This is a genomic window from Streptomyces sp. NPDC008313, assembly GCF_042956125.1.
GTDB lineage: Bacteria > Actinomycetota > Actinomycetes > Streptomycetales > Streptomycetaceae > Streptomyces.
This window is the reverse complement of sequence record NZ_JBIBFR010000010.1, coordinates 235,572-254,637: the sequence shown is the minus strand read 5'-3', so window position 1 is coordinate 254,637 and position 19,066 is coordinate 235,572. Positions and strand designations below refer to the sequence as shown.

18 protein-coding genes are annotated in these 19,066 nt (G+C 72.7%); 10 read left to right on the top strand and 8 right to left on the bottom strand.

All coding sequences use genetic code 11. The features are described from left to right. Nucleotides 1-149: 149 nt before the first annotated feature. Nucleotides 150-407, bottom strand: coding sequence for a DUF6296 family protein (locus ACFY93_RS16135; protein ID WP_391358602.1), 258 nt, complete (start codon nucleotides 405-407; stop codon nucleotides 150-152). 165 nt (nucleotides 408-572) lie between these two features. On the opposite strand from ACFY93_RS16135, the gene ACFY93_RS16130 reads away from it, so the two are divergent. The 3 genes from ACFY93_RS16130 (at nucleotide 573) to ACFY93_RS16120 (ending at nucleotide 5,593) form a co-directional block, all read left to right on the top strand. Further along, the gene (locus tag ACFY93_RS16130) at nucleotides 573-3,368 is read left to right on the top strand and encodes a SpoIIE family protein phosphatase (protein WP_391358599.1); all 2,796 of its coding nucleotides are present in this window, start codon (nucleotides 573-575) and stop codon (nucleotides 3,366-3,368) included. An 80-nt stretch (nucleotides 3,369-3,448) separates the two neighbouring features. After that, nucleotides 3,449-4,510 carry a right-handed parallel beta-helix repeat-containing protein gene (locus ACFY93_RS16125; protein WP_391358596.1) on the top strand — a complete coding sequence of 354 codons (1,062 nt, stop codon included), beginning with the start codon at nucleotides 3,449-3,451 and terminating at the stop codon, nucleotides 4,508-4,510. A 54-nt stretch (nucleotides 4,511-4,564) separates the two neighbouring features. Continuing rightward, nucleotides 4,565-5,593 (top strand): methyltransferase, encoded by a 1,029-nt coding sequence (locus ACFY93_RS16120; protein ID WP_391358594.1) that lies wholly within the window; start codon nucleotides 4,565-4,567, stop codon nucleotides 5,591-5,593. Nucleotides 5,594-5,669: 76 nt separating this feature from the next. Here ACFY93_RS16120 and ACFY93_RS16115 read toward each other — a convergent pair whose 3' ends face one another. From ACFY93_RS16115 to ACFY93_RS16085, 7 genes are all read right to left on the bottom strand, one after another. After that, complete coding sequence (locus ACFY93_RS16115; RefSeq protein ID WP_391358592.1) at nucleotides 5,670-6,002, bottom strand: TcmI family type II polyketide cyclase; 333 nt, start codon at nucleotides 6,000-6,002, stop codon at nucleotides 5,670-5,672. A 23-nt stretch (nucleotides 6,003-6,025) separates the two neighbouring features. Next, nucleotides 6,026-6,505: an SRPBCC family protein gene (locus ACFY93_RS16110; RefSeq protein ID WP_391358591.1), complete on the bottom strand. Its 480-nt coding sequence runs from the start codon at nucleotides 6,503-6,505 to the stop codon at nucleotides 6,026-6,028. A 1-nt stretch (nucleotide 6,506) separates the two neighbouring features. Beyond that, nucleotides 6,507-6,767 (bottom strand): phosphopantetheine-binding protein, encoded by a 261-nt coding sequence (locus tag ACFY93_RS16105; protein ID WP_391358589.1) that lies wholly within the window; start codon nucleotides 6,765-6,767, stop codon nucleotides 6,507-6,509. A 26-nt stretch (nucleotides 6,768-6,793) separates the two neighbouring features. Then, a complete protein-coding gene (locus ACFY93_RS16100) occupies nucleotides 6,794-8,041 on the bottom strand; it encodes a beta-ketoacyl synthase N-terminal-like domain-containing protein (RefSeq protein WP_391358586.1) in 1,248 nt (415 codons plus the stop codon). After that, nucleotides 8,038-9,306, bottom strand: a complete 1,269-nt coding sequence (locus tag ACFY93_RS16095; protein ID WP_391358584.1) for a beta-ketoacyl-ACP synthase II — start codon at nucleotides 9,304-9,306, stop codon at nucleotides 8,038-8,040. The genes ACFY93_RS16100 and ACFY93_RS16095 overlap by 4 nt, the downstream gene beginning before the upstream one ends. After that, nucleotides 9,303-9,791 (bottom strand): cupin domain-containing protein, encoded by a 489-nt coding sequence (locus tag ACFY93_RS16090; RefSeq protein ID WP_391358581.1) that lies wholly within the window; start codon nucleotides 9,789-9,791, stop codon nucleotides 9,303-9,305. Before ACFY93_RS16090 ends, ACFY93_RS16095 begins: the two co-directional genes overlap by 4 nt. 69 nt (nucleotides 9,792-9,860) lie before the next feature. After that, nucleotides 9,861-10,976 carry a SchA/CurD-like domain-containing protein gene (locus ACFY93_RS16085; RefSeq protein WP_391358579.1) on the bottom strand — a complete coding sequence of 372 codons (1,116 nt, stop codon included), beginning with the start codon at nucleotides 10,974-10,976 and terminating at the stop codon, nucleotides 9,861-9,863. A gap of 241 nt (nucleotides 10,977-11,217) precedes the next feature. Between ACFY93_RS16085 and ACFY93_RS16080 the strand changes: the two genes are divergently transcribed. The 7 genes from ACFY93_RS16080 (at nucleotide 11,218) to ACFY93_RS16050 (ending at nucleotide 19,029) form a co-directional block, all read left to right on the top strand. Next, the gene (locus ACFY93_RS16080; RefSeq protein WP_391358576.1) at nucleotides 11,218-12,876 is read left to right on the top strand and encodes an FAD-dependent monooxygenase; all 1,659 of its coding nucleotides are present in this window, start codon (nucleotides 11,218-11,220) and stop codon (nucleotides 12,874-12,876) included. 103 nt (nucleotides 12,877-12,979) lie between these two features. Continuing rightward, a complete protein-coding gene (locus ACFY93_RS16075; protein WP_391358573.1) occupies nucleotides 12,980-13,516 on the top strand; it encodes a DUF4916 domain-containing protein in 537 nt (178 codons plus the stop codon). Nucleotides 13,517-13,639: 123 nt separating this feature from the next. Continuing rightward, on the top strand, nucleotides 13,640-15,460 hold the full coding sequence (locus ACFY93_RS16070) for a hypothetical protein (protein ID WP_391358571.1): 1,821 nt from the start codon (nucleotides 13,640-13,642) through the stop codon (nucleotides 15,458-15,460). 40 nt (nucleotides 15,461-15,500) lie between these two features. Continuing rightward, nucleotides 15,501-15,917: a hypothetical protein gene (locus ACFY93_RS16065; protein WP_391358568.1), complete on the top strand. Its 417-nt coding sequence runs from the start codon at nucleotides 15,501-15,503 to the stop codon at nucleotides 15,915-15,917. A 60-nt stretch (nucleotides 15,918-15,977) separates the two neighbouring features. Continuing rightward, nucleotides 15,978-16,805, top strand: a complete 828-nt coding sequence (locus ACFY93_RS16060; RefSeq protein ID WP_391358567.1) for a hypothetical protein — start codon at nucleotides 15,978-15,980, stop codon at nucleotides 16,803-16,805. Between the two features lie 210 nt (nucleotides 16,806-17,015). Beyond that, nucleotides 17,016-18,155: a hypothetical protein gene (locus ACFY93_RS16055; protein WP_391358564.1), complete on the top strand. Its 1,140-nt coding sequence runs from the start codon at nucleotides 17,016-17,018 to the stop codon at nucleotides 18,153-18,155. Nucleotides 18,156-18,219: 64 nt separating this feature from the next. After that, complete coding sequence (locus ACFY93_RS16050; protein WP_391358562.1) at nucleotides 18,220-19,029, top strand: SAM-dependent methyltransferase; 810 nt, start codon at nucleotides 18,220-18,222, stop codon at nucleotides 19,027-19,029. Nucleotides 19,030-19,066: the final 37 nt, after the last annotated feature.

Genomic DNA, 19,066 nt, shown 5'->3' with positions numbered 1-19,066 from the left:
CCGCCCGCCCCCCCCACCCCCAGGGCGGCCCGGGCGCCCGCCCCGCCGCGGGGGGGCCCCCCCGCCCCCCCCCCGGGGGGGGGGCCCCGGCCCCGCCCCCCCCCGCGGGCCCCCCCCCCACGGCCGTGGGGCCTCGCGTGCGGGTGATCTCAGGGCAGCGGTTCCGCGGACGGGTACAGCGGGGACTGGTAGACGCCGGTCGCCAGCATCCGTACCTCGCCCGCCGGGCTGATCTCGGCGCGGAGTATGCCGGTCCGATCGCTGTACACCGGGTTCCCGCCCGGTCCGAGGGCGTCGGTCCGGTCGACGACCACCTCGTCCGCCGGGGCCGCGTCAGCCGTCGTGACGGTGCCGGCGGCGGCGCGCCGCCGGGTGAAGGTGAGCCGGTAGTGGTCCGGGGTCTGCATGACGACCTCCCGCTGAGGGACACTGATGCGGGCGAACAACACCTCCCTCCATCATGCGGCCGGATGACGCGGGCGGCAGAACGCGTACCACGCCGCCGCTCCTGCCCGCGAAACCCTCCGTGACCTCTCTCGCCTCCCGGCGCCCGGCAGTGTAGACATGGGCACATGGTCCGACTATTGGGTCGATCCCGGGCTCAGCCGGCCCAGCTTCCCGGTGGTGCGCGCGAGCGGCGCCGCCGGGGCGGCGCCCCGCGGGAGCGGGGACGGCGGTCCGGGCAGACACCGTCGACGGGGCCCGCGCCGGACGGGGACGGGCCGCGGCGCCGGTCGTTCGCGGCGCTGTGGTCGGCGCTCTCCGGTCGCAGCGTGGCCGGCCAGGTCTTCCTCCTGCAGGTCGTGATCGTGCTGGTGCTGGTGGTGTCCGCCGTCGTGGCGCTGGTGCTCCAGGTGCAGCACGACAGCACCCAGGAGGCCCGCAACCGGTCCCTCGCGGTCGCCCAGACCTTCGCCAACGCCCCGGGCACCCGTGCGGCATTGAAGGCTCCCGATCCGACGGCGGTGCTCCAGCCGCGGGCCGAGGCCGCCCGTGAGCTGTCGAAGGTGGACTTCATCGTCGTGACGAACACCGACGGCATCCGCTACACGCACCCCAAGCCGGACCGGATCGGCAAGAAGTTCGTCGGGACCATCGAACCGGCGCTGAAGGGACACGCGTTCACCGAGGAGATCAACGGCACCCTCGGTCCGCTGGTGCAGGCCGTGGTGCCCGTCAAGGCGCCCGACGGCACCGTCGAGGGCCTCGTCTCGGCCGGGATCACCACCGCGAACGTGGGCGGCGCCGCCAACCGGCAGATGCCGCTGCTGCTCGCCGCGGCCGCCGCGGCGCTCGCCCTGGCCACGGCGGGGACGGCTCTCGTCAGCAGACGGCTGCTGCGCCAGACCCGGGGCCTCGGCCCGTACGAGATGACCCGGATGTACGAGCACCACGACGCGGTGCTGCACTCCGTCAGGGAGGGCGTCATCATCGTCGGCGGCGAGGGCCGGCTGCTGCTCGCCAACGACGAGGCGCAGCGGCTGCTGGAGCTGCCCGCCGACGCCGACGGGCAGCAGGTCCTCGATCTGGGGCTGGACGCGGACACCGCGCGCCTGCTGGCGTCCGGGCGGGTCGCCACGGACGAGGTGCACCTGGTCAACGACCGTCTGCTGGCCATCAACCAGCGGCCCACGGACATACGGGGCGGACCGGCCGGCAGTGTCGCGACGCTCCGTGACTCGACCGAGCTGCGCGCGCTGTCGGGCAGGGCCGAGGTGGCGCGCGAGCGGCTGTCGCTGCTGTACGACGCCGGGGTGGGCATCGGGACGAGTCTGGACGTGACGGGGACCGCCGAGAACCTGGCGCGGGTCGCCGTGCCCCGGTTCGCGGACTTCGTGACCGTCGACCTGTCGGAAGCAGTGGTGAACGGGCAGGAACCGCAGGCGGTCAGCGCGCTGTGCCGGACCGCGTACAGCGGGATCCGCGACGACGCGCCCTTCTATCCGGTGGGCCGGCGGTTCACGTTCGTCGAGTCGTCGCCGCAGGCCCGCGGTCTCGCCACGGGGCGGGCCGTCCTGGAACCGGAGCTGCGCAGGGCCCCCGGCTGGCACGCGCAGGACCTGGAGATCTCCGCGAGGATCATGGACTACGGGATCCACTCCCTGATCACCGTCCCGGTGCGGGTGGGGACCTCGGTGATGGGCGTGGTCAACTTCTGGCGTTCCGAGAAACCCGTCCCGTTCGACTCGGAGGACCTGGCCCTCGGCGAGGAGCTGGTGGCCCGGGCGGCGGTCGCGATCGACAACGCGCGGCGCTACACGCGCGAGCACAGCATGGCGGTCACCCTGCAGCGCAGCCTGCTGCCGCGCAGTCTGCCCGAGCAGAACGCCCTGGACATCGCCTACCGCTACCTTCCCGCGCAGGCGGGGGTGGGCGGTGACTGGTTCGACGTGCTCCCGCTGTCCGGCGCGCGGGTCGCCGTGGTCGTCGGGGACGTCGTCGGCCATGGACTGCACGCGGCGGCCACCATGGGCCGGCTGCGCACCGCGGTCCACAACTTCTCCGCGCTCGACCTGCCGCCCGACGAACTCCTCGGGCTCCTCGACGAGCTGGTCAGCCGCATCGACCAGTACGAGGCGGCCGAGGACAGCAGCGCGGCCATCACCGGCGCCACCTGTCTGTACGCCGTCTACGACCCGACGTCCCGGCGCTGCACCCTGGCCCGCGCCGGTCATCCGCCGCCCGCGCTGATCCGCCCCGACGGGAGCGTCGGCTTCCCCGAGGTGCCGGCCGGCCCGCCGCTCGGCCTGGGCGGGCTGCCGTACGAGACGGTCGACCTGGAGCTGGAGGAGGGCACCCGGCTCGTGCTGTACACCGACGGGCTCGTCGAGGACCGGGGGCGGGACATCGACGCGGGCCTCGAGCTGCTGCGTTCCGCGCTGTCCGGGGCCGACCGGTCGCCGGAGGAGACGTGCCGGGCGGCCCTGGAGGCCCTGCTGCCGGACCGTCCCGGCGACGACATCGCCCTGATGGTCGCCCGCACCCACGCGCTCGGCCGCGACCGCATCGCCGAGTGGGACGTTCCGCGCGACCCGGCGGCCGTGGGCCGGGTGCGCGCCTCGGTGACCCGGCAGCTGGCCGCGTGGGACCTGGACGACATGGCCTTCACGACGGAGCTGATCCTCAGCGAGCTGGTCACCAACGCCATCCGGTACAGCACGGGGCCGATCCACGTCCGGGTGCTGCGGGACCGGCATCTGATCTGCGAGGTCTCCGACAACAGCAGCACCACGCCCCATCTGCGGCATGCCGCCATCACCGACGAGGGCGGGCGCGGCCTGTTCCTGATCGCCCAGCTCAGCGAGCGCTGGGGGACCCGGTACACCCCGGCGGGCAAGACCATCTGGTCCGAACAGCCGCTGCCCTGACGGGTGTACGTCCCGGGGGAGCCCGCTCGGGTGGGCGATCACCGGTGGCGGGCCACCCGGGCCGCTCTTAGCGTCGGCCCATGACACAACGACACATCGCCTACCTCGCCTGCGCCGCGGCCGTCATGGCGTCCGCACTGGCCGCGGCCCCGCCCGTCGACGGCAGGACCCACCGGGTGAGCCCCGGCGAATCCATTCAGAAGGCCGTGGACGCCGCGAAGCCGGGGGACACGATCGTCCTCTCCCCCGGCACCTACCGCGAGAGCGTCCGCATCACCACCTCCCGCCTCACCCTGCGCGGCACGGACGCCCGCAGGACCGTGATCACACCGAGCAAGAAGGCCGGCACGAACGCCTGCGCGAAGGCCGGCAGCGGCGTCTGCGTGACCGGGACGGCCGCGCACCCCGTCGAGAACGTCACCGTGCGCTCACTGACCCTCCGGGGCTTCGCCATGGACGGACTGTGGGCGAGCCGGACCGACCGGCTGCGCGTGGAGGGCGTGACCGCCGAGAAGAACGGCCGGTGGGGCATCGCGCAGGAGCGCTCGGTCCGCGGCGTCTTCCGGCACGACATCGCCGAGAAGAACGGGGACGCCGGACTGTTCATGGCCAACACCGTCGACTCCGAGGCCGGGGCCACCGACTCCAAGAGGGCCGTGATCAGTCACAACCGGCTGCTCGGCAACAGGATCGGCGTCACGGTCAGGCGGCTGCGCAACCTCACCGTCGCCGACAACGAGGCGGTGGGCAACTGCGCCGGCGTGTTCGTCGTCGGCGACGAGTCCAAGCCGCGCGCCGGTGCGCTGACCGTGCGCGACAACTACGTCCACGAGAACAACAAGTACTGCGCCAAGACGCCCCGCCTGCCGTTCCTCCAGGGCGTCGGCATCGTCCTCACGGGCACCGAGGACTCCCTGGTCACCCGGAACAGGGTCGAGGGCAACGTGGGCAAGTCCCCGCTCTCGGGCGGCATCGTGCTGTTCAAGAGCTTCGTGGGCGCCCCCAACCAGGGCAACGAGATCCGCGACAACGTCGTACGGCGCAACTCGACCGCCGACGTCGCCGACCGGGACACCTCCGGAAGGAACAACACCTTCCGCGGGAACCAGTGCGCGGTCTCCGAGCCCGCCGGAATGTGCTGACCGGCCTCCCGCCGGACACCCCCCTACGGCACGACAGCGAGAACGAGGCACTACATGACGACCGTTGATCCGGCTCCCCCGCCGCCCATGCGGCTGAGGGAGCTCGTTTTCGGGGCGGCGTGCGCCGCCGCCGTGCGCGCGGCCGCCCGCCTGGGCGTGGCCGACGCCCTGGAGGACACCCCCACGAGCGTGGAGGACCTGGCCGCCGCGGTGAAGACGCAACCGCACACCCTGCGGCGGCTGCTGCGCGCGCTGTCCTGCCAGGGGGTCTTCGAGGAACATCCGGACGGCACGTTCGCGCACACGCCGATGTCCCGGCTGCTGCGCGAGGACGACCCGCACAGCCTGCGGTACATCGCCCTGTGGTGCACCGAGCCGTGGACGTGGAACGTGTGGCCCCGGCTCGACGAGGCGGTGCGCTCCGGCCACGACGTCTTCCAGGACGTGTACGGCAGGGAGTTCTTCACCTACCTCAACGAGGACGCCCCCGAGTCGGCGCACGTGTTCAACAAGGCGATGACAACGTCCAGCGAGCAGTCGGCGCGGGACGTCGCGGACCTCCTCGACCTGCGGGACGCGTCCTCGGTCGCGGACATCGGCGGCGGTCAGGGCCAGGTCCTGGCCAGCCTCCTGGAGCGGCACCCCGCCCTGCACGGCACCCTCCTCGATCTGCCCGGAGTGGTGGAGAACGCCGATCCGCGCCTGCGCGGCCGGGGCGCGCTCGCCGACCGGGTGAGCATCGTGCCCGGAGACTGCCGTGAGGACATCCCCGTCCAGGCGGACGTGTACATCATCAAGAACATCCTGGAGTGGGACGACGACAGCACCCGCAGGGCGCTGGCGAACGTCACCTCGGCGGCGCGCCCGGGTGCCCGGGTCGTCGTCATCGAGAACCTCGTGGACGACACCCCGTCCATGAGGTTCACGACCGCCATGGACCTGCTGCTCCTCCTCAACGTCGGCGGTGCCAAGCACACCCGGCAGAGCATGGTCGACCGGCTGACCGACGCGGGCCTGGTCATCGGCGAGATCCGCCCGGTCAACTCCTATCTGCACGCCTTCGAGTGCACCGTCCCGGGCTGACCGGGACACCGACGAGCCGCCGGCCCCGCGAGAGGATTCGCGGGGCCGGCGGCTCGTTCGTGGGGCGCTCGTCCGGTCAGCTGCCGGCGTCCCGGTCCCAGCGGTAGAAGCAGTGTGCCATCGCGTCCTTGGGGCTGCGCCAGGTCTGGGGGTCGTACGCGCTGACGTACGCCGACAGCCTCTCGCTGACGTCGCGGAACTCGGGGTGCCCGGCCACCTTGGCGATGGCGGGCGCGGGATCCCGCTCCGCCTCCATGAAGTGCAGGTAGACGTCGCCGAACTGGAAGAGGCTGCGCCGGGTGACACCGACCAGGTGCGGGAGTTCACCGCTGTCGGAGGCGGCGAACACGTCGGCGATCGCGGGCGCCGCGTGCGGTGCCATGCGGGCGACGATCAGGGCGTGGTGCATGGGTGTCCTTCCTGAGCCGGCGGTCAGCCGGGCGTGACGGGCGCGGTGGCACGGTCGCGGGCGAGCTGCTCGATCCGGTCCCGGATGAGGGCCATCTGGGTGCGGGAGTTGCGGTTGATGTTGTCCGTCATCCAGTCGTCGTCGACCGGCGCGTCGGGCTTCATCGCGAAGTCCTGCACCCACCGCATCAGCGTGCCGTCGGGTGTCTCCGCGTACTCCCACCGGATGTCCATGTGCGCGAAGGGACCCGTCTCGACCCGGCGGGCCCTGACGGTGAGCGCGTCGCGGTCCATGGTCCGCTCGGACACCCAGCTCCAGACCTTGCCGTTGTCGTCCGGGTGCATGGTGAGCCGGAACGTCGTCGAGTCGCCGTCGCGGGAGAGGACTTCGAGGGACGCGTACTCGCTGAACAGCCGCGGCCAGTTCTCGATGTCGTTGGTGATGTCCCAGACGAGGTCGAGGGGAGCGTCGATGGTGACGCTGTTGTCGGTGTGTCCTGCCACTTCAGGCTCCAGACGTGAGGGTGCTGTTGATGAGGTCGAGGAACTCGCGGGGGGTCTTGCAGCGCTCCGAGTCGGGGGGAAGCGGCCGGCTGTACCGGTTCTCCAGCTCGCCGACGATGCCGAGCAGCGCGAGGGAGTCGAGGCCGAGCTTCTCGAACGGCGTCTCGGGCGAGCGTTCCAGCTCCGCCGCGTCGACGGTGATCCCGGCGGCCTTCTTCATGAGGGCGGCCAGTTCGGTGAGCGTCACTTCGGTGGTGATCATGCGGTTCTTCTCCTTACCGCCCGGTGCTACCGGGCGTGGTCGGCGCCGCGGCGCAGGACCAGCGCCGCGTTGGAGCCCATGAGTCCCCTGCTGAGGACCAGGGCCGTGCGCAGCTCGGCGGGGCGAGCCTGCGTTCTCACCAGGTCGAGGTCGTGGCAGATGTCGAACACGTTGGGGGTGGGGGGGACCACGCCGTGTTCCATCGCGAGGACGGCGGCGACGGTGTCCAGGACGGGCGCCCCGCAGTAGGCGCGTCCGGTACCGGTCTTGGGCGCGGTGACGGGCACCCGGGTGCCGTGGGCCCCGAGGGCGTCGGCGAGGGCCAGGGCCTCGGCGCGGTCGGCCTCCGGGACGCCGAGGGCGTCGGCGAAGACGACGTCGATCTCCTCCGGGGCGCAGCCGGCCTCGTCGAGGGCGTGGCGGATCGCCTCGGCGAGCCCCTCCCTGGACCGCTCCCACCGGGAGGCCCCGGTGAACGTGGCGCCGTGGCCGGCGATGGTGGCGCGCACGGCGGCTCCGCGGTCGCGGGCACGGGTCTCGTCCTCGACGACGAGCATGGCGCCGCCCTCGGCGGGTACGAAGCCGCAGGCCGCCTCGGTGAAGGGCCGGTAGGCCCGGTCGGGGTCGTCGACGGTGCTGAGCTCGGGGTAGCCGAGCTGGCAGACCATCGAGTACGGGGCGAGCGGCGCCTCGGCGGAGCCGACGACCACCGCGCCGGTGCCGCGCCGGACGGCGCCGGCGGCGTGCGCGAGGGAGTCAAGGCCGCCCGCCTCGTCGCTGGCGACCACCCCGCAGGGTCCCTTGAAGCCGCCTCGGATGGAGATCTGGCCGGTGCTGGCGGCGTAGAACCAGGCGATGGACTGGTAGGGGCCGACGTACTTGGAGCCCTGGCCCCAGAGTTTCTGCAGTTCGCGCTGGCCGAACTCGCCGCCGCCGGATCCGGCGGCGGTGACGACGCCGATCGCGTACGGATCCGCGGGGTCGCCGTTTCCGAGGCCCGCGTCGTCGAGGGCGAGGGCGGCGGCCGCCATCGCGAAGTGGCTGAACCGGTCGGTCTGCACGAGGAAGCGTTCCTCGATGAGATCCGAGGCGTCGAAGCCGCGGACCTCGCCCGCGACCCGCAACGGCAGGTGGTCGCAGCCCTCGCGGGTGATGCGGTCCAGGACGCCGAGGCCTTCCCGGACCGACTTCCAGTAGGCGTCGACCCGAAGGCCGTTGGGAGCGACGACGCCCATGCCGGTGACGGCCGCGCGTCGGGGGCGCTGTGTACTCATGGTGTCCTCCCGCCCGGCCCGGTCAGCAGGACCGCGGACTGGAAGCCGCCGAATCCGCTGCCGACGGACAGCACGTTGTCCAGCTTCCGCGGGCGGGCGGTGCGGGGCACGTAGTCCAGGTCGCACTCGGGGTCGGGGGTCTCGTAGTTCGCCGTGGGCGGCACCACCTGGTGGGTGAGCGCGAGGACGCAGGCGACGACCTCGATCGCGCCGATCGCGCCGAGGGAGTGCCCCACCATGGACTTGATGGAGCTCATGGGCGTCTCGTAGGCGTGGGTGCCCAGGGACCGCTTGACCGCCGCGGTCTCGTGCCGGTCGTTCTGCCGGGTGCCGCTGCCGTGCGCGTTGACGTAGTCGATCAGCGCGGGGTCGAGGCGCGCCTGGTCCAGGGCCGTGTCGATGGCGCGGGCCATCTCCAGGCCCTCACTGGTCAGACCGGTCATGTGGTAGGCGTTCCCGTAGGTGGCGTAGCCGCTGATCTCGCAGTACACGTGGGCCCCGCGGGCACGGGCGTGCTCGTACTCCTCCAGGACGAGCACCGCCGCGCCCTCGCCCATCACGAAGCCGTTGCGGTCGGCGTCGAAGGGCCGTGAGGCGTGCGCGGGGTCGTCGTTGTTGGGTGAGGTCGCCTTGATGGCGTCGAAGCAGGCCATGGTGATCGGGGATATGGGCGAGTCCGACGCTCCGGCTATGCAGATGTCGGCGCGGCCCTCCTCGACGGCGTGGAAGGCGTAACCGATCGCGTCGAGCCCGGAGGTGCAGCCCGTGGAGACGGTCTGCACCGGTCCCTGCGCGCCGAAGCGTTCGGCGACGACCGAGGCGAGGGTGCTGGGCGCGAACGCCATGTGCAGCTGCGGCTCGGCGGCCCGGTGGTCGACGTCCCAGCGCTTCCCGCCCTCGCTGACCAGGACGTAGTCGTGCTCCAGGCGTGTGGTGCCGCCGACCGCGCTGCCCAGGGAGACCGCGATCCGCCAGGGGTTCTCCGCGGCGGTGTCGAGTCCCGAGTCGCGCACGGCCTCGCCGGCGGCGACCACGGCGAACTGGATGTAGCGGTCGGCGTGCAGGCTCAGCTCGGCGTCCAGGCCGTGTGCGAGCGGCTCGAAGTCGCATTCGGCGGCGATGCGCGAGCGCAGGCCCTCGGGGTCGAACAGGGTGATGCCGCGGGTCGCGGTACGGCCGTTCGAGAGAAGGTCCCAGAACGCCGGTGCGCCGATGCCGCCCGGTGCGACCACACCGATACCGGTGACGGCCACCCGCCGGGTCACTTTATGGCCCCACTTCGCTCGGACGACCGTCCGTGGTCCGCGACGGACGTGCCGGGTCCGCCGACGGCCAGTTCGGTGCCGCTCAGCGACTCCTCGCCGTCGGTGACCTCCGTGTCGACGTGGCCGAGGCTCGGACGGGGCGCGAGCGGGCCGAGGTGGAAGACCATGCGGGCCTCCGCGTCGCCGACGTTGCGGAAGCGGTGGCGCATGTGCTTCGGGATCATCAGGCCCTGGTCGGTCCCGAGCCGGCGGGTCTCGCCGTCCAGGTCCACTTCGAGCGCGCCGGTGACCACGTACACGAACTCCTCGGAGTACGGGTGGTAGTGCTCACCGATCCGCTCGCCGGGCTGGACGATGGCCAGGCCCATGAATCCGCTGGTGGAGCCCACCGTGGCGGGCGTGAGCATGGCCCGCAGGTCACCTCCGCGTCTGCGGTTGGGTTCCGTCTCGCTCAGGTCCACGATGCGTGGCTGCTGATTGGCCATGGTTGGTTTACCTCCGAGGGTGGCGGGGACGTCCGGTCGGCGGCCGTGTGCGCGGGCCGCCGGTGCCGGTCAGGAGTCCGCCGAGGTGCGGTCGGTGACGGGCATCATGTCGGTGTGGGACAGGAGACGGTTGACGTTGCGTTCCGTCTCCAGGGAGCCCTCGACGCCGATCGCGGCGCCGTCCAGGAGGCGCTCCAGTTCGGCGGCCTTGCGCGGGCCCTTGATGCCGAGGGAGGCGAACGGGTCGGTGTCCAGCTCGCCCGTCAGGTCGATGAGCCGCATCACGGTGTCGTCGCGCTGGAAGACGGTGCTGCGGTACACGGGGCTGTCGGGGTCCTCCGCCGCGGCCTCGTCCTGGTCGGCGAGGAAGCGGGCCAGTTCCATCCCGTGGCCCGTCTTCGCCGGGAAGTACAGCGCGTGACGCCGCAGGCCGGCGGGTTCGGGCCGGTCGGCGACCACGTGGTGCACCGCGGGCAGCGCGGCCCGGGTGAAGAAGACGCGCGCCGAGTCCGGGTCGGTGAGGTCCCGGTCCTGTTCGAGGTAGGGGTTGATGGCCTCCTCGACCGCCCGTACCCCGGGCTGGCGCGCGACGTGGCGCAGCGCGGCGAGCAGGTCGCCCTCCACCTCCACGGCCCGTACGACACGGTTGCCGTGCATGAACAGCGAGGTCCGGCGCAGCCGAGTGTTGTCGTCGACGCGGGCCTCGGGCGACTTGTACTTCGACAGGTGCTCCGCGACCTTCGACTCGGAGCCCGGCTTGACGGTGAACGTCAGGGCGTGGCGCGCCACGCCGTCGCCGACCCGGGCGGGCACCTCGGGGGCGGTCGTGGCGGTGTGCGGATGGGTGGGGCTGGTCTCCCGCAGGATGCTGTAGCGCATCGACCGGGTGTCCCTGACGCAGCTGTGCATGGGCCTGACGGTCTCGACGTGCTCCTCGCTGTTGACCCAGGCGAGGAAGGGCGGGGCGCTCTCCCATTCGCTGGTGATGAGCCACTGCGAGGGGTTCTCGATGGACTGGCACAGCTGGTCGCTGATGTGGCCGGGGACGGAGGCGACCTGGTTGCGCATGTGCTCGTAGGCGTCGAGGAACTGCTGCTGGGCTCCTTCGTACAGGTCGAGCAGCAGGATCACCCGGAGCCTGGAGCCGTCGAACACCGACTGCGATATGCGTCCCGAAGTGGTCATCCGGCGCACCTCTCCTCTTCTTGACTGCGCGTTCACGGGAAGGCGGGCGCGAGGGCCGAGTCCGATGGTCCGGGGGCCGCCATGAGCCGATCGTCGACGCGGGCGCCGGGGACCGCGAGTTCCGTGGAGCGGACGAGTGAACTGCGCCATTCGGGTGCGCGGGCGCGCGAACCGTCCGCGAAGGGAATGCAATGTGAATCCCGACCCTGACTCGCGTCGCAGGTGACGCTGGAGGCATTCAATGAACCGATCGGAAGAGGCCGAGGAGACCGGTCACCACACGCCGGTCCTCGTCGTCGGCGGCTCGCTGGTGGGCCTGGCCACCTCGTTGTTCCTCGGACGTCTCGGCGTGCCGCACGTCCTCGTCGAGCGACACGCGGGCACGTCGATCCATCCGCGGGGACGCGGCAACAACGTCCGCACGATGGAGCTGTTCCGGGTGGCGGGGGTCCGGCGGCGGATCGAGGAGGCCGCCTCGGTCCTGGCGGACAACCACGGCATCCTGCAGACGCCGAGCCTGGTGGGCGACGCCGGCGAGTGGCTGTTCAAGGAGATCGACCCGGGCGGCGGGCTGGCGCGGTTCAGCCCGGGCGGGTGGTGCCTGTGCAGCCAGAACGACCTGGAACCGGTGCTGCTGGAGAGCGCCCGCGCCCTGGGCGGGGACCTGCGCTACGCGACGGAGCTGATGTCGTTCGAACAGGACCGGGACGGGGTCACCGCCCGGGTCAAGAGCCGCGAGACCGGCGAGCACACGACACTGCGCGCGGACTACCTGGTCGCGGCGGACGGCCCGCGCAGCCCGGTCCGCGAGCAGCTCGGCATCGGGCAGACCGGTCCCGGGGACCTGTTCCACAACGTGAGCGTCACCTTCACCTCCCGCAGGCTCGCGGACACGGTCGGGGACCGGCGCTTCATCGTCTGCTATCTGACACGTGAGGGCGCCGACGGCGCCCTGCTGCCGGTCGACAACCGGGAGCACTGGGTGTTCCACGCCCCCTGGCACCCCGAGCGGGGCGAGACGCTGGAGGAGTTCACCGACGAGCGGTGCGCCGAGCACATCCGGCGGGCCACGGGGGTGGAGGACCTGGACGTGGAGATCACCGGCCGGGCCGCCTGGCACGCCGCCGAGCGGGTGGCCGAGCGGTACGCGGACGGCAGGGTCTTCCTCGCCGGTGACTCGGCCCACGAGATGTCCCCCACGGGGGCTTTCGGCTCCAACACCGGTATCCAGGACGCGCACAACCTGGCGTGGAAGCTGGCGGCCGTGCTGGGCGGCTGGGCCGGCCCGGGACTGCTGGACTCCTACGACGCGGAACGGCGTCCCGTGGCGGAGGCGACCAGCGCCCGCGCCTCGTCGCGGTCGGTCGAGCACAGTCACCCCGGGTACGAGCCCGGTCCTTCGGCGCTCACCCCGGGGGGCCGGCGGGGCGGCATCCTGAACGTGGCGCTGGGCTACCGGTATCCGCGGGGCGCGGTGGTGGGGGCCGACCCGCGGACACCGGTGGTGCCGGACGCGATGCGGCTGACCGGGGAACCGGGGAGCAGGGCGCCCCACCTGTGGGTGGAGAGCTCCGGCGCGCGGATCTCCACGCTGGACCTGTACGAGCGGTCCATGGTCCTGCTGAGTTCGGCGGACGGCGCGGGCGGCTGGCACGCCGCCGCGCGGAGCGCCGCGCGCGGGATGCGGGTACCGCTCGACGCGTACCGGATCGGCGGCGGCCCCGACGCGGAGCTGTCCCCCGAGGGCGGCGCGGACTGGGCGGCGGCGCACGGTGTGACCGCGGACGGCGCGGTGCTGGTGCGCCCCGACGGCTTCGTGGCGTGGCGGTCCGAGGGTGCCCGGGAGGACCCGGAGGCGGCGCTGCGGGAGGCGCTCTCGGCGGTTCTTGACAAGGGCTGATGCCGGACGGCCCGGGGCGCGGCGGGGCGGGGACGGTGACCCGTACGGGGCAGACATCCGGTCACCGCTCCCGCCGGCCCGGGCCGGAAAGTACGATCAACAAATGTCTGACGCGACCGAAACCACGCCCGGCTGGCTGACTTCCGACGAACTCGAGTCGAGCCGCGCGCGCCTGCCGATCCTGTACGTAGAAGCCGTGCCCGTGCGTGTCGACGACGCCGGCGAAGTCACCGGTATCGGCCTGCTGCTCCGCATCGGGCCCGACGGAACGGTCAGCCGGACCCTCGTCTCGGGCCGTGTGCTCCACCACGAGCGGGTCAGGGACGCCCTGCTGCGCCATCTGGAGAAGGACCTGGGCCCGGTGGCGCTGCCCCGGGTGCCCGCCTCGCTGCAGCCGTTCACGATCGCCGAGTACTTCCCGACGCAGGGCGTCACCCCGTTCCACGACCCGCGCCAGCACGCCGTGTCGCTCGCCTACATCGTGCCGGTCGCCGGTGACTGCCGTCCCCGGCAGGACGCGCTCGACCTGGTCTGGGTCACCCCTCAGGAGGCCGCGTCACCGATGGTCCAGAACGAGATGCCCGGCGGGCGGGGCGTGCTCCTCAAGCAGGCCCTCGCGCACATCGGCTGTCTTTCATGAGGAGCCCGGCAGGGCGGTGAAGCCCATAAATTCACCCTTTCGGGCGACAGATCTGTTTTAACCAGCGCAAGTGTTTGACGGTCCGTTAGTTTCCGTGTCCCTACTTCGACACACGGGAGCGACGTGGCCGATTCGAGCCTCCCCGAGCACCGCTTCAGCCTCACGGAGGCGACCCGGCTGCTGTGCGCCGGTGTCTACCAGGACGCCGCCTTCCGGCGCCGGGTCGTCGACGAACTGGTCGAGCACAGGGAGCGGCCCGTGGCCCCTCCGCTGGGTTTCGACGTACTGCCCGTGCTCGCGCACGCGCTGCGCGTCACCCGGCAGGAGTCGCGGACCGCCGCACTGATGCTCGCCGCCTGGTGCGGTTTCGTGCTGTCCGACGTGGTCATGTTCTGGGACGGCGTCGCGGACCGCTGGGGCGACGGCGCGGACGTCGGCTTCGGCGACGTGTTCACCGCGTTCTTCCAGGGCGACGAGAAGCTCGCCGCCGGACTGCCCCTGCCGCCGTCGCTGCTCTACGCCCTGGTCACCCTCTGCCTCTGGTTCGCGAACGCGCTGCGCGGCGCGGGTTCCGGGGGATGGCAGGCGGGACTGCCCGACCCGGTGGCGAAGGCGGCGGACGGCGTCGGCCGGATGGCCGTCCTCGGCGCCACGGTGTTCGCCCTGATGTACTGGTACTGGTTCGTGGTCGGCGGCGTCCGGGGCGATGTGCAGACCCCGTACCCCCTGATCTTCCCGCTGCTCATCGCCATGATCGCCTGGTGGCACCAGACCACGCAGCGGCGCGCGCTGTGCCGCTGGCTGGCCCGCTGGACCTTCCCCGAGGCCACCCAGCCCGCCCTGCCGCCGGGACCGCTGTACGAGGATCTGATCCGTGACATCCGCCGCGAGCAGGAGGCGGCGCTCACCCTGTACGACGTGGACAGCCCGTTCGTCGGGATGGGCACCCGACGCAAGTCCTGGTCCTTCGCGATGGAGCTGCGCAGGCTGCCCCCGGGGAAGCCCGGCGTCCCCTCCCCCGGCCCGGACGCGAACGGCGCTCCGCTGCCACGTCAGAAGACCGGGCAGCTCACCGCCTCGGGCGTCCTCGCCATGATCGAGCCGCAGTTGATGCGGCTGCGCGAGTCCGCCGCGCTCACCGGCAAGGACCGGCTCAGCCGGCTGGAGACCGACCGGTTCGTGTACCTGCCGGGCGGGGTCGGCCGCGGCGAGGAACTGCACGTCGGCGCGGACTCCGCGCCGGCCCTGCCGCCGGGCAGCGCGCCCCCGGGCCCGGGCACCTGCGTGTACGACCCCGTCCAGGTCGACGCCCACCTCCGGGAGGCCGTCGACGAGGGCGGCGAGGGCCGCCGCGTCTTCCTGCGGATCAGGATCGGCGCCTGGCACGAGCAGGTCGTGGTGACCGTGCTGGTCCGCGTCCACACCCAGGGCGGAATGCTGGTGCTGGAGGTGGCGCCGCATGTACTCGGCCCTGTCCGGGCGGACTTCAAGGCCGTCGACGCCATGGTGGAGAAGCTTCCCGAGACCTGGGGCCGCGGCGCCCTGCGCGCCCTGCGCGACGGACCGGCCATCGGGCTGAGCACGGGGATCGGCGCGCTGGCCACGGTCGCGAGCGCCTTCACCGCGAACGCCGCCGACGAACGGACGCCGGACGTGCCCCGCATGTCACTGCGGCAACTGGCCGCCGGGACCGCCCTGTCGCCGTTCCAGAACATGGACGCCGACCGCTACATCAAGACGGTCGAGGAACGCATCGTCAACGGCGTGCGCCAGGCCCTCAAGGAACACGGCTACCGGACGGACGAGTTCGAGCAGCACGTCTACCAGGTCAGCGGGGGCGGCGTGTTCATCAACGACATGTCGGGCGGCGCGGTCTCCACCGGCAGCCACGGCAGTGCCTCGCACACGACCAACCCCGGGCCCCCGCACGCGGGTTCCCACTAGACACCGGCCATCCGGCACCCGACACGAAGGGCTTCTCACCATGAGCGGCAGCGCGGAACACGACGGCCACGAGACCGAGGGCCGGGGTGGCACCGGACACGGCGGGGTGAGCATCGGCTCGATGAGCGGCGGCTCCGTCGCCACCGGTGACCACGGCGTCGCGAACTCCGTCAACACCACCTCGACCGGACCCGACGCGGCGCACCGCGAGCTGCTGGAGGCCATCCGCGCGCTGCGCGGGCAGTTGCCCTCGGCGGACCGCAGCACCGAGGACACCGCTCTCGACGGTGAACTGGCCGACACCGAGGCCGAGATCGTCCGGGCCGGGGCCGTGGCCCCGGCGCGGCTGACCCGGCTGCTGGCAGGGGTGCGGCGGTGGCTCGGTTCGCAGGCCGCGGCGGCGGGGGCGGTCGCCTCGGCCACGGCCGTCGTCCAGGGCATCGCCCAGCTTCTGTGACGAGGGACGGAACGACCAGTCGATGACGAGCGCAGTACGGCGACACGGAGGCCCGCGGCCATGAAGGTGTTCGACAGCGAGCGGCAGGAGTGGGCCGGGTCGCCGCACGAGCGGGTCTTCCCCGTCGACCAGTACCTCGACGTCCGGCGCCAGCGGGACATCCGGCTGCGGGCGGCGGCGGTGCTCGCCGCGGCCGGTCTCTGCTTCGGTGTCTGGGCGCTGGGCTGGAAGGACGAGCCGGAGCCCTACCGCGAACCGGCCACCAGCGGGCAGGACGCGTCGGCCGACGGCGGCGGCGGGGAGGCGGCCACACCCGGCGGGACACCGTCGGGCGACGCGTCCGACGACATGTCCGACGGCGCCGACGAGGACACGTCGGGGGAGTCGGCCGCCGCGCTCCCCGACGGCTACCACGAGTACCAGGACCCCGAGGGCTTCCGTATCGCACTGCCCGACGGCTGGGAGCGCGACAGCCTGAAGTCGCAGTACGGCATCAGGGTGGTCTCCTACCGCGACCCGGGCGGCATCCGGCGGCTGCAGGTGTTCCAGTTGATGGAGACCTCCCCCTACGCCTCGCTGCAGGCGGCGCAGAAGGAGGCGAAGCGGCTCGACGGGTACGCGATGATCTCGCTCCAGGAGGTGCCGGGCGACCCTGGGCAGGCCGCCGAGCACGAGTACCGGGCCGACGAGGTCGCGGGCGAGCAGAACGCCGGCACCACCCGGCACGTGATCGACCACCGCTTCGAGGCCGCGGACGGCGAGCGGTACGCGCTGGTGGCCTACGGCGCGGACGACGACGGCGGCGACGACGAGCGGGAGCTCGTGGACACGGCGGCGCTCTGGTTCTGCCCGCCGGGCTCGACCTGCCAAGCGCCGGCGGCCGGCTGACGGGGCCCGGCGTCGCGCGGGCTCCCCGGCCCTCTGGGCGGACGGCTCGCGTCAACCCGGGCGGCCGCACGGGGGTATGACCGCGGCCCGGCGCGGGCCGGGCGGGAGGGGCGCCCGGCGGCGCGCGGGCGACCTCGGTTCACGGGTCGCGACCTGCACTGTCCATACTGGGGTGACGACGTCCACCGCCTCCCACCGACAGAGTGACCCATGGCCAAGCCCCCCACCGCCCCCGACACGATCCCGGACTCGGTCTGGCTGACGCGCGGGCGCCACGTCGGGCCCGCCCCGCAGGACATCCTCAGGGAGCACCTGCGGGCGCTGCGGGCCGGCGAGACGATCGAGAGCTTCCTGGAGGTGGAGCCCTCCACCCACCGGCACGCCCATGTCTTCGAGGCCCGCTGGCGGGCGGTCGACGGCATCACGGTGCGCGCCCGGCTCACGCTCGACGCGCACGACGGCGCGGACGCCGAGTGGGACTGGGTGCTGGCCGCCGAGGCGGACCTGCCCTGGGACCCGTCGTGGCCCTCGCCTGCCACCGTCTTCTGGCCCGACAGGGCCGACGTGTCCTGGGACCACGACGCCGTCGCCGGTCTGCGGCTGCGCGACACCAACGCGCTGCCGCAGGACGACAAGGTACTGCGCCGGCTGCTCAAGGAGTGCGCCCAGCAGAGCTGGAGCATCAACGTCGTCGTCCACGAGGCGATGACTCCGGACGAACGCGGCCGTCTCCCCCTGGCCCGGCTGCTGCCGCCGGGGCTCCGCCACCGCGTCGTGGAGCACCGGGCCGCCCCCGAGCGCTTCCAGGCCGTCAACTGGGCGCTGTACGACCTGGGGGTGCGGGTGCCGCGCGGTGGCGCCGTCATCCTGCCGTGCGCGCCCGCCCCGTCCGGGTTCGACGTGCAGGACTTCACCGTACGCAGTGTGTTCCTGGACGGCTCCGAGCCGGCGGAGCTGCTCGGCAAGATCGTGGAGTACGCGGCGCTGCCCCGTCCTCTGCCGGACCGGGCCCGCGAGCCGGTCACGGCGCTGCGGGACAACTGGCATCTGTGGACGGTGGAGGAGCAACTGGCGCACGCCCGCGCCCAGGTGGAGGCGTACGCCGAGGCGCTGGAGGCCATGACCAGGTCGCGCGACCTCTACCGGGAGGCGGCGGAGCTCGCCCATGCCGCCCTGGCCGAGAGCAGGTCGGGCGGCGGCGCGGCGCTCCCGGCGCTGGGCGGGGCCGCCGGACGCGAGGGTTCTCCGCTGCGCCGGCTGACACAGACGTTCCAGCGGTGGAACGGCGGCGCCGGATCACGCCGTATCGGCGGCGGCCGTGACGATGATCCGACAGAATCACGGGGATGATCCGGTGCCGCCGCGGCGGCCGCTGTACCCACGACGCCCTCCGGGGCGCGGGGAGGGGAAAGACGTGAGTGACAACCAGCCGTCGGGCGTGGCGGGGAGACTGAACACCTCGGTGGCGCACAACGCCCGGGTCTGGAACTTCTGGGTGGGCGGCAAGGACCACTACGAGGTCGACGAGCGGGTCGGCGAGCAGGTCGCGTCGATGTTCCCGGTGATCCGGGACGTGGCCCGCGCCGACCGGGACTTCCTGGGGCGCGCGGTGCGGCTGCTGGCCGACGAGCGCGGGATCCGCCAGTTCCTGGACATCGGCACGGGGCTGCCGACCGTGGACAACACGCACGAGATCGCCCAGCGGGTCGCGCCCGAGTCCCGGATCGTGTACGTGGACAACGACCCCATCGTGCTCGCGCACGCCCGCACCCTGCTGACCAGTACCGCCGAGGGGTCCACCGACTACATCGACGCCGACGCGCACGACCCGGACGCCATCGTCCGGGAGGCGGCCACGACCCTGGACTTCGGCCGGCCGGTCGCCGTGATGATGCTGGGCATCCTCAACTTCGTCCTGGACACCGACCGTGCCCGCGACATCGTCCGCCGTGTCATGGCGGCGGTCCCCTCGGGCAGTCACCTCGTGCTGACCCACCCCACCACGGACGCCGATCTGGGCGGCGAGGGCAACGTCGAGGCGATGAGGTTCTGGAACGAGAACGCCACTCCGCCGATCACCGCTCGCGGCCGGGCGGAGGTCGCCTCCTTCCTCGACGGCCTCGACCTCCTGGACCCCGGTCTGGTGGCGTGCTCCCAGTGGCGTGCCGAGGAGTCCTCCCCCGTGGTTGTGCCGCAGTTCGGCGCGGTCGCGGTGAAGCCCTGACCGAGGGCGCGGCAATGCCCGGGCGGGTTCCGCCCGG

Excerpts from the sequence above, each read along its gene's own strand:
- ACFY93_RS16135 (WP_391358602.1), bottom strand. The coding sequence starts at position 407 with ATGCAGACCCCGGACCACTACCGGCTCACCTTCACCCGGCGGCGCGCC.
- ACFY93_RS16130 (WP_391358599.1), top strand. The coding sequence starts at position 573 with ATGGTCCGACTATTGGGTCGATCCCGGGCTCAGCCGGCCCAGCTTCCC.
- ACFY93_RS16125 (WP_391358596.1), top strand. The coding sequence starts at position 3,449 with ATGACACAACGACACATCGCCTACCTCGCCTGCGCCGCGGCCGTCATG.
- ACFY93_RS16120 (WP_391358594.1), top strand. The coding sequence starts at position 4,565 with ATGACGACCGTTGATCCGGCTCCCCCGCCGCCCATGCGGCTGAGGGAG.
- ACFY93_RS16115 (WP_391358592.1), bottom strand. The coding sequence starts at position 6,002 with ATGCACCACGCCCTGATCGTCGCCCGCATGGCACCGCACGCGGCGCCC.
- ACFY93_RS16105 (WP_391358589.1), bottom strand. The coding sequence starts at position 6,767 with ATGATCACCACCGAAGTGACGCTCACCGAACTGGCCGCCCTCATGAAG.
- ACFY93_RS16100 (WP_391358586.1), bottom strand. The coding sequence starts at position 8,041 with ATGAGTACACAGCGCCCCCGACGCGCGGCCGTCACCGGCATGGGCGTC.
- ACFY93_RS16090 (WP_391358581.1), bottom strand. The coding sequence starts at position 9,791 with ATGGCCAATCAGCAGCCACGCATCGTGGACCTGAGCGAGACGGAACCC.
- ACFY93_RS16085 (WP_391358579.1), bottom strand. The coding sequence starts at position 10,976 with ATGACCACTTCGGGACGCATATCGCAGTCGGTGTTCGACGGCTCCAGG.
- ACFY93_RS16080 (WP_391358576.1), top strand. The coding sequence starts at position 11,218 with ATGAACCGATCGGAAGAGGCCGAGGAGACCGGTCACCACACGCCGGTC.
- ACFY93_RS16075 (WP_391358573.1), top strand. The coding sequence starts at position 12,980 with ATGTCTGACGCGACCGAAACCACGCCCGGCTGGCTGACTTCCGACGAA.
- ACFY93_RS16065 (WP_391358568.1), top strand. The coding sequence starts at position 15,501 with ATGAGCGGCAGCGCGGAACACGACGGCCACGAGACCGAGGGCCGGGGT.
- ACFY93_RS16060 (WP_391358567.1), top strand. The coding sequence starts at position 15,978 with ATGAAGGTGTTCGACAGCGAGCGGCAGGAGTGGGCCGGGTCGCCGCAC.
- ACFY93_RS16055 (WP_391358564.1), top strand. The coding sequence starts at position 17,016 with ATGGCCAAGCCCCCCACCGCCCCCGACACGATCCCGGACTCGGTCTGG.